Annotated in this window: 7 protein-coding genes; 3 read left to right on the top strand and 4 right to left on the bottom strand. The window is 66.5% G+C overall.

All coding sequences use genetic code 11. The features are described from left to right. Positions 1-242: 242 nt before the first annotated feature. The 4 genes from JWP60_RS13425 to JWP60_RS13410 all read right to left on the bottom strand — a co-directional run bounded on the left by JWP60_RS13425 (position 243) and on the right by JWP60_RS13410 (position 4,836). A complete protein-coding gene (locus JWP60_RS13425) occupies positions 243-1,619 on the bottom strand; it encodes an alpha/beta fold hydrolase (RefSeq protein WP_299791952.1) in 1,377 nt (458 codons plus the stop codon). A 67-nt stretch (positions 1,620-1,686) separates the two neighbouring features. Then, the gene (locus JWP60_RS13420; RefSeq protein ID WP_299791950.1) at positions 1,687-2,802 is read right to left on the bottom strand and encodes an acyl-CoA dehydrogenase family protein; all 1,116 of its coding nucleotides are present in this window, start codon (positions 2,800-2,802) and stop codon (positions 1,687-1,689) included. Positions 2,803-2,947: 145 nt separating this feature from the next. Next, positions 2,948-4,126 carry an acyl-CoA dehydrogenase family protein gene (locus JWP60_RS13415; RefSeq protein WP_299791948.1) on the bottom strand — a complete coding sequence of 393 codons (1,179 nt, stop codon included), beginning with the start codon at positions 4,124-4,126 and terminating at the stop codon, positions 2,948-2,950. Positions 4,127-4,152: 26 nt separating this feature from the next. Next, the gene (locus tag JWP60_RS13410; protein ID WP_299791946.1) at positions 4,153-4,836 is read right to left on the bottom strand and encodes a YceH family protein; all 684 of its coding nucleotides are present in this window, start codon (positions 4,834-4,836) and stop codon (positions 4,153-4,155) included. 24 nt (positions 4,837-4,860) lie between these two features. Between JWP60_RS13410 and purN the strand changes: the two genes are divergently transcribed. The 3 genes from purN (at position 4,861) to JWP60_RS13395 (ending at position 8,050) form a co-directional block, all read left to right on the top strand. Beyond that, positions 4,861-5,442 (top strand): phosphoribosylglycinamide formyltransferase, encoded by a 582-nt coding sequence (gene purN, locus JWP60_RS13405; protein ID WP_299791944.1) that lies wholly within the window; start codon positions 4,861-4,863, stop codon positions 5,440-5,442. Positions 5,443-5,449: 7 nt separating this feature from the next. Beyond that, positions 5,450-6,718 (top strand): RsmB/NOP family class I SAM-dependent RNA methyltransferase, encoded by a 1,269-nt coding sequence (locus JWP60_RS13400; protein WP_299791941.1) that lies wholly within the window; start codon positions 5,450-5,452, stop codon positions 6,716-6,718. 114 nt (positions 6,719-6,832) lie between these two features. Then, positions 6,833-8,050, top strand: coding sequence for a fatty acid desaturase (locus JWP60_RS13395; RefSeq protein ID WP_299791938.1), 1,218 nt, complete (start codon positions 6,833-6,835; stop codon positions 8,048-8,050). Positions 8,051-8,269 lie beyond the last annotated feature (219 nt).

Genomic DNA, 8,269 nt, shown 5'->3' with positions numbered 1-8,269 from the left:
GACTGCGAGTGTGGGCTGCCGGGCGCACGAAATTCAAATCGATTCCCGCATCAGGGGGCAATTACATCAAGCAGATCAATGACTTACCGCCCAAATGCGAACTCTTCTCCGGACACTAGTGGGCTTGACCCGCAATCCAGGCGGCGGTTGATCGAGCGCCGCGTGGATCCCGGGTCGAGCCCGGGATGACATCCCTTGAAGCCCGGGATGACATCCTTTGAACCCGGGATGCCCTCCCACCATCAATACGTCAACTCCAGAACCGTCACCTCGTTGCTCGCCGTCGGCCACGTCCGGCCGATCACCTTTTCGCCGTTGAACTCGCCCATCACGGGCCGGTTCACTTCCTCCGGCTTGGTGCGCGAGGCGGAGACGCCGGCGCCCTGGCCCTGCACCACCAGCGGCGGGGGCGTGCGCCGGTCGAACAGCATCCGGTCCCGGTCGGCGTCGAAGTAGCCGCGCGGGCGCGTGAAGATGACCAGCGCCGGCCCGGGCTTGTCGAATTCGGCCAGCCGCTCGGGACGCAGGTTCACCACGCTGCTCGATCGCCGGAAGGGACTGCGGTACACGTGCGTCGTGGCGTAGCCCTGGGCCGCCACCACGAACTCGTAGCGCGTGTCGTGCTGCGCCGCGAACGGCCCCCAGCGGCCGTCATCGCCAATCACCTTCGAGTAAGCCGCATCGCCGCGGCGCGCGCCGGTGGTCGCATCGATCGCGAAGATCTGCAGTTGGGCGCCGGGCAGGGCCAGGTTGTTGGCGAAGTTGCCGCTGGCCGGATCGGTGGACTTCACTCCCAGGCCGGTCACCATGCCGGAAAGCACGACCGCTTCCTCCGGCACGATCTGCAGCGTGGCCGGCGCCTTGCCGGTGATGAAGCGGTACGCGGCCTCAAAGGCGGCCGGGGAGTAGGCCGTCTCGCGGTGGTCGATGCGCGGGATCACCACGTTGGTCGCGCCCTTCAGCGCCGGGCCCTCGAAGCTGACGCCGGTGTCCGCCGTGGCATCGCCGATCCACCGGCCCTTGGGCTGCGCGTACTTGTCGTTGCCGTCCGAGCGGATCGTGAGCCACTTCACCGGCCCCGTGACCTCGTCGCCGTTCGCGTTCTTGGGCTGGTTCAGCGCCTGCAGGAAAGGGCCGTTGCCGGCGAATTCGCTGCCCGGCGCGCGGCCGGGGAGGTTCCACACCCCGTGGTTCGGCACACCGCTCAGGATGGCGTGGCTCACCTTGGCGGCGCCGCCGCCGTTCTGGATGTAGTTGCGGATCGGATAGCCGCCGCGCGAGTTGCCCATCACGATCACCTGGCGGGCACCGGTGGCCTTCAGCACGCGGTCGACCGCCGCGGCGAGGAATTCCGTGTTCTCGGCCACCGAACTCTTGCCCGGCTGCGGCTGCGCGTCGTCGTCGCGCGCCATCGGGTAGGGCAGGTCGATCGCGTGCAGCCGGTCGCGGGGCCAGCCATTGGATTCGAAGCGCCAGATCGTCGTCTCCCACAGGGCGGCGCTGTCGCCGTTGCCGTGCACGAAGACGATGGGTTCCGGCGCGTCCAGCGAAAGGCCGGTGGCACAACCGGTGGTGAGCAGCGCGCCAGCAAGTGCAAGAAAGGTCCGTCGATCCGCCATCATTGTTTGACTCCAGCAAAAGCAAACGCCCGCGGACCGCGGGCGTTTGCTGCGTGCGAAGACGCCGTCAGGCAAAGACGCCGGCGGTGTCCTGCATTCTTTCCGAGACCTCGCCGAGTTGGTGCAGGGTATCCCCGTAAGCAAGTTCGAGCTGGGTCAGTTTCTTGAAGTAGTGACTACCCAGGTATTCATCCGTCACGCCGATGCCGCCATGCAATTGCACCGAGTTCTGGCCGACGAAGCGCATGGACACCCCCAGCTGGTACTTGGCGCGGGCCAGCGCGCGACGGCGCTCCTGGGCCGGCGCATTCAGCTTGAGCGAGGCGTAGTAGCTCATGGACCGGGCCAGTTCCTGCTGCATCTTCATGTCCGCCATGCGATGGCGCAGCGCCTGGAAGGTCGCGAGCGTCACGCCGAACTGCTTGCGCGTGTTCATGTATTCGGCGGTGAGCTGCATGGTCTTGTCGATCACGCCCACGGCTTCGGCGCAGGTGCAGGCGATGCCGATGTCCACCGCGTGCTCCAGCGCGGTCAGGCCGTCTTCGGTAACCAGCGTGGCCGGCGCTTCGCGCAGGCGCACTTCAGCGGCGCGGCCGCCGTCGATGGTGGGATAGCCGCGGGTCTCCACGCCCTGCGCCTGGCGTTCCACCAGGAACAGCGCGATCTTGCCGTTGGCTTTCGCGGGCACGATGAAGGCGTCGGCCTGGTCGCCCGCGGGGACGACGCTCTTGGCGCCGGTGATCTTCCAGCCGCCACCCGCCTGCGTGGCCTGTGCCTCCACCTGGTCCAGGCGGTAGCGCGCCTTGCGTTCGTGGTACGCGAGGACCACGAGCGCCTCGCCGGAAGCGATCTTCGGCAGCCACTGCGACCGGACCTGCTCGTTGCCGTAGGCGCCGAGCAGGCCGCTGGTGACCAGGGTGGCGCCCAGCGGCTCCAGCACGATGCCGCGCCCGAGTTCCTCCAGCACCACCATCGCCTCGACCGGGCCCATCGCCATGCCGCCGTGGTCCTCGGAAACGTACAGGCCGGTCAGGCCCAGTTCCGCGAGCTGGCCGTAAGTCGCACGATCGAAGCCGCCGCTGCGCGTGATCTCGCGGCGCCGGTCGAAGCCATAGCTGCGATCCACCCACTTGCGCACGGCATCGCGGAGTTGTTCCTGGTCGTCGCTGAAATTGAAGTCCATGTGTTCTCCTGCTGGGACGCCATCGCGGGCGCAAGGATGTCATCCCGGGCTGGACCCGGGATCCATGCGGCGCCTGATTCACCGCCGCGTGGATTGCGGGTCAAGCCCGCAATGACATCCTTCTTGATTGTTTGTGGACCGCCGTTTAACCGAGCACTGTCTGCGCAACGATATTGCGTTGCACCTCATTCGACCCGCCATAGATCGTCGTCTTGCGCATGTTGAAGTAGCTCGCGGCCAGCGGCGCGAGGTAGGCGGCGCCGACGTACTCGCCCTGGTAGCCGGCGGCCATCGCCTCCTGGATGAAGGGGGACGCGTAAGGCCCCGCGGCCTGCATCATCAGTTCGGTGTAGCGCTGCTGGATCTCGCTGCCCTTGATCTTCAGCAGGGCTGCGATGTCCAGCGGATTCTTGCCGGACTTCTCCGCCGACAGCACCCGCAGCACCAGCATCTCCAGCGCGACCACGTCGACCTCCAGCTTCGCGATCTCGTCGCGAAAGCGCATGTCGCTGTAGACGCCTTCGCTCTTGGCGATGCGCTTCAGGCGCTCCAGCTCGCGCTTGGCGCGGTTGACGTCGGCGATGTTGGTGCGCTCGTGCGAGAGCAGGTGCTTGGCGTAGGTCCAGCCCTTGTTCTCCTCGCCGATCAGGTTCTCGGCCGGCACTTCGACGTTGTCGAAGAACACCTCGTTCACCTCGTGGCCGCCATCGAGCATGATGATCGGCCGCACCGTCACGCCGGGCGACTTCATGTCGATCAGCAGGAAGGAGATGCCGGTCTGCGGCTTGCCCTCGGTGGAGGTCCGCACCAGGCAGAAGATCCAGTCGCCGTATTGCGCCAGCGTGGTCCAGGTCTTCTGCCCGTTGACGATGTAGTGGTCGCCCTTGCGTTCGGCGCGCGTCTTCACGGAGGCCAGGTCGGAGCCCGAGCCCGGTTCGCTGTAGCCCTGGCTCCACCAGACCTCGCCGCTGGCGATGCCGGGCAGGAAGCGCTTCTGCTGCTCGGGGGAACCGAAGGCCATGATCACCGGCGCGACCATCACCGGGCCGAAGGGGATGATGCGCGGCGCGCCGGCCAGCGCGGTCTCTTCCTCGAACAGGTGCTTTTGCACCGCGCTCCAGCCCGGGCCGCCGAACTGCTTGGGCCAGCCGTAGCCCAGCCAGCCCTTCTTGCCCAGGATCTTCGCCCAGCGCTGCATGTCTTCCCGAGTGAGATGCAGGGCGTTGTGCACCTTGTGGGCGATCTCCTGCGGCAGGTTCTCGCGCACCCAGGCACGGACCTCCTCGCGGAATTTCTGTTCTTCAGGGGTGAAAGCCAAGTCCATGGGGAGTCTCCGCAAACATCCAGAATTCAAGCACGGTCGTTCGATTCGGGCTGTCCAGGTGGCGACAAGCCCAGTTGCGTGGCCAGGTCGGTCACGAGTGCGCGCAAGTCGGCCACCTCGGATTCCAGCGCCGTCACGCGCGCCGCCAGGCCGCCTGCTTCGCCGTTGCCGCGCGTCTCGACGGCCGCCGGCGCCGTCATGTCCACCGGCCCGCACAGCAGGTGCGCCCAGCGCGCCTCGCGGGCGCCGGCCGCGCGCGGCAGCAACACCACCAGCGGCCCGCCCTTGGCCTCGGAGCGATCGCGCAGCTCCTCGAGGAAGCCTTCGACCGAGGAGATGTCGGCAAAGCGATACCAGCGCTCGCTGTGGATGCGCAACTCGCCCGCGGTCTGCGGCCCGCGCAGCATCAGCAGGCCCAGCAGCACGGCCGACTGCTCCGGCACCACCATCGCCCGCTGGAAGTTGTGCTCCCAGCGCATCACGCGGTTGCCGCTGGTGGCAAAGGCGAGCGAGCGGCGCTTGAGGCCATCGAGCGCCTCCTGCACTTCCGCTTCGCTCAGGTTGCTGATCGGCTCCCGGCTGCTCTTCTGATTGCAGCCGGCGACCAGCGAATTCAGCGTCATCGGATAGCTGTCCGGCACCGTGCGCGCTTTTTCCATCAGCGTACCGAGCACGCGCGCTTCCACCAGGGTGAGAGGTTCCATGTTCATGCGGCTGGGATAATCGCCCCCGACATGAAGAAGATCGTGATTCTGATTTCCGGCGGGGGCTCCAACATGGCCGCCATTGTGCGCGCGGCCGAGCGCGACAACTGGGCTGGCCTGCCGGGCGCGCAGGTCGCCGCGGTGATCAGCAATCGCGCGGATGCGGGCGGCCTGGCGTTCGCGCGCGCGCAGCGGATCGCCGCGGAAGTGGTGGACCACAAGGCCTTTGCCAGCCGCGAAGACTTCGACGCGGCGCTCGCCGAACGCATCGACAGCTTCCAGCCAGCGCTGGTGGTGCTGGCCGGCTTCATGCGCATTCTCACGCCCGGCTTCGTGGCCCGCTATCAAGGACGCTTGCTGAACATCCATCCCTCTCTGCTGCCGGCCTTTCCCGGCCTGCATACCCACCGGCGGGCGATCGAGGCCGGCTGCCGCTTCGCCGGCGCCACCGTGCACCAGGTGACGGCCGAACTCGATTACGGTCCGATCCTCGAGCAGGCGGTGGTCCCGGTGCTGCCCGGCGATACCGAAGCCACTCTTGCCGCCCGCGTGCTGACGCAGGAGCACCTCATTTATCCGCAGGCGATAGCCCGCCTGCTGCCTTCGTTGTAGGAAACACGTGCATCCCAAAGCCTTGCTGGACGCCTGCGCCGACCTGGTGGCGCAGGTCCTGAAGTTCGACCATCCGGCCGACGCCGTGGTCTCGCACTACTTTCGCGAGCATCGCTCGCTCGGCCCGCGCGAGCGCGCGACGCTGGCGGAAACCGCATACGCGGTGCTGCGCCGCAAGCTCCTGTTCGAGCATTTCGCGGGTTCGGGCAGCGGTTCGCGCGAGCGGCGGCTGGCCATCCTGGCTTTCGCCGGCCCGCGCGACTTCCTGAAAAGCGAGCTCAACGAGCAGGAGAAGGCCTGGCTGGACCAGTGCGATGCGGTCAAGCCTGCCACGCTGATCGACCGCCATCGCCACAACCTGCCGGAGTGGCTGGCCGAACCGTTGCGCGCGCAACTGGGCGAAGACTTCTGGCCGCTGGTGGACGCGCTCAACCAGCCCGCGCCGCTCGACCTGCGGGTCAATGCCTTGAACGATAAGCGCGAAGACGTGCAGAAGGAACTCAAGCTGGCCGGCATCGCCGCCAGGCCGACCCCTTATTCCCCTTGGGGCCTGCGCATCGACGGCAAACCCGCGCTCACGAAGCTCGACGCTTTTGCCCGTGGTGCGGTGGAAGTGCAGGACGAAGGCTCGCAGCTGCTGGCCTTGATCACCGATGCCCGCCGCGGCCAGATGGTGGTCGATTTCTGCGCGGGTGCCGGCGGCAAGACGCTGGCCCTGGGTGCGGCCATGCGCAACACCGGGCGCCTGTATGCCTTCGACGTCTCGGCCCATCGGCTGGACAATCTGAAGCCGCGGCTGGCGCGCAGCAAGCTCTCGAACGTGCATCCGGCGGCCATCGCGCACGAGCGCGACGAGCGCATCAAGCGGCTGGCCGGCAAGATCGACCGCGTGATCGTCGACGCTCCCTGCTCGGGCCTGGGCACGCTGCGCCGCAATCCCGACTTGAAGTGGCGCCAATCCCCCCAAGCTTTGGCGGAGCTGACGACCAAGCAGTCCGCCATTCTCGAAAGCGCGGCCCGGCTGCTCAAGCCCGGCGGGCGCATCGTCTATGCAACGTGCAGCCTGCTGCGGGCGGAGAACGAGGACATCGCCGCGGCATTCAGCGCCGCTCACCCCGATTTTCGCGGCATCCAGGTGCAGGAACTGCTGGAAAATGCCAAGGTCGCCGACGCCGCAAAGCTGTGCAGTGAAGGCGGACAGGACCTGCGGCTGTGGCCGCATCGGCATGGCACGGACGGTTTTTACGCCGCAGTGTGGGAAAAAGTCCAAGGCTGAGCGCATACTGACCTCAAGTGTTCATGTAGGAATGAACTGACGGCCCTAGAATCCGTCCAATTCGTAACGCAGGAGATCCTGCGGGTACCTCCACGAGAAAGAGAACCACACTCCATGTTGCTTCCCGACTGGGCCGTGCTGAACGCAGCGATTGACTGGCTCGCCAACGGCTTCTGGAATCTGTCCTGGTGGCAGATCGTCCTGTATACGCTGCTGACCACGCACATCACGATCGCCGGCGTGACCATCTTCCTGCACCGCACGCAGGCTCATCGGGCCATGGATCTGCACGCCATCCCGTCGCACTTCTTCCGTTTCTGGCTGTGGCTGGGCACGGGCATGGTGACCAAGGAATGGGTCGCCATCCACCGCAAGCACCACGCCAAGTGCGAGACGGTCGACGATCCGCACAGCCCGCAGACGCGCGGCATCGACACCGTGTTCTGGAAGGGCTCGGAGCTTTATCGCACCGAGGCCAAGAACCTCGAGACGATCGCCAAGTTCGGCCACGGCACGCCCAACGACTGGATCGAGCGCAACCTGTACACCCGCTACAGCTGGCAGGGCGTGGGCCTGATGTTGATCATCAACGTCGCCCTGTTCGGCGCCGCCGGCCTGGCCGTGTGGGCCGTGCAGATGGCGTGGATCCCCGTCACCGCCGCCGGCGTGATCAACGGCATCGCCCACTACTGGGGTTACCGCAACTTCGAGGCGCCGGACGCCAGCACCAACATCTCCCCCTGGGGCGTGCTGATCGGCGGCGAAGAGCTGCACAACAACCACCACACCTACCCCACCTCGGCGAAATTCGCGGTGAAGCCCTACGAGTTCGACATCGGCTGGCTCTACATCAGCCTGATGCAGAAGGTCGGCCTCGCCAAGGTCAAGAAGGTGCCGCCGAAGCTGCGCCTGGGCAGCATCAAGCCGGTGGCCGACGAGAAGACGCTGGAGGCGGTGATCGCCAATCGCTACGAAGTCATGGCCGGCTATGCCCGCGAAATGCGTCGCACCTGCCAGGCGGAGATCGCGCAGCTCAAGGCCAAGGGCCAGGACTCGGCGATGCTCAAGGCGGCCAAGCGCTGGCTGCACCGCGACGACGACAAGATCCCGGCGGCCGTGCGCCCGCACGTGCAGCAGGTGCGCGAGGCGCATCCGGTGCTCGACAAGATGGTGAGCATGCGCGAAGAGCTGCGCCAGATGTGGATGAACACCAACCAGTCGCGCGAGCAACTGGCGGTGGACCTGCAAGCCTGGTGCCGACGCGCCGAGGAAAGCGGCATCGAAGCGCTGCGGCAGTTCTCGCTGCGGCTGCGCTCGGCGCAGCACGCCTGAGGCGATTTCCCGCACTCATGAAAAGGCCCGCTGTCGCGGGCCTTTTTCTTTGTGGATGTCATCCGGGGCTGTTCGGATGTCATCCCGGGCTCGACCCACTGCTGTCCGGAATGTTCTTTCATGAAATGAGAGACGGCTGGACCGCAGCGAGCTCGTCTTGGGCGCGCTTTCGTTTTCGGTAGTAGCTTTCTTCGGTGCGAGGCCGCTGAAAGAGGCCCG

The sequence above is a fragment of the Ramlibacter sp. genome (genome assembly GCF_028291745.1).
Taxonomy (GTDB): Bacteria; Pseudomonadota; Gammaproteobacteria; order Burkholderiales; family Burkholderiaceae_C; genus Ramlibacter.
The sequence above is the reverse complement of the archived record's forward strand: the minus strand, read 5'-3'. Positions and strand labels throughout refer to the sequence as shown.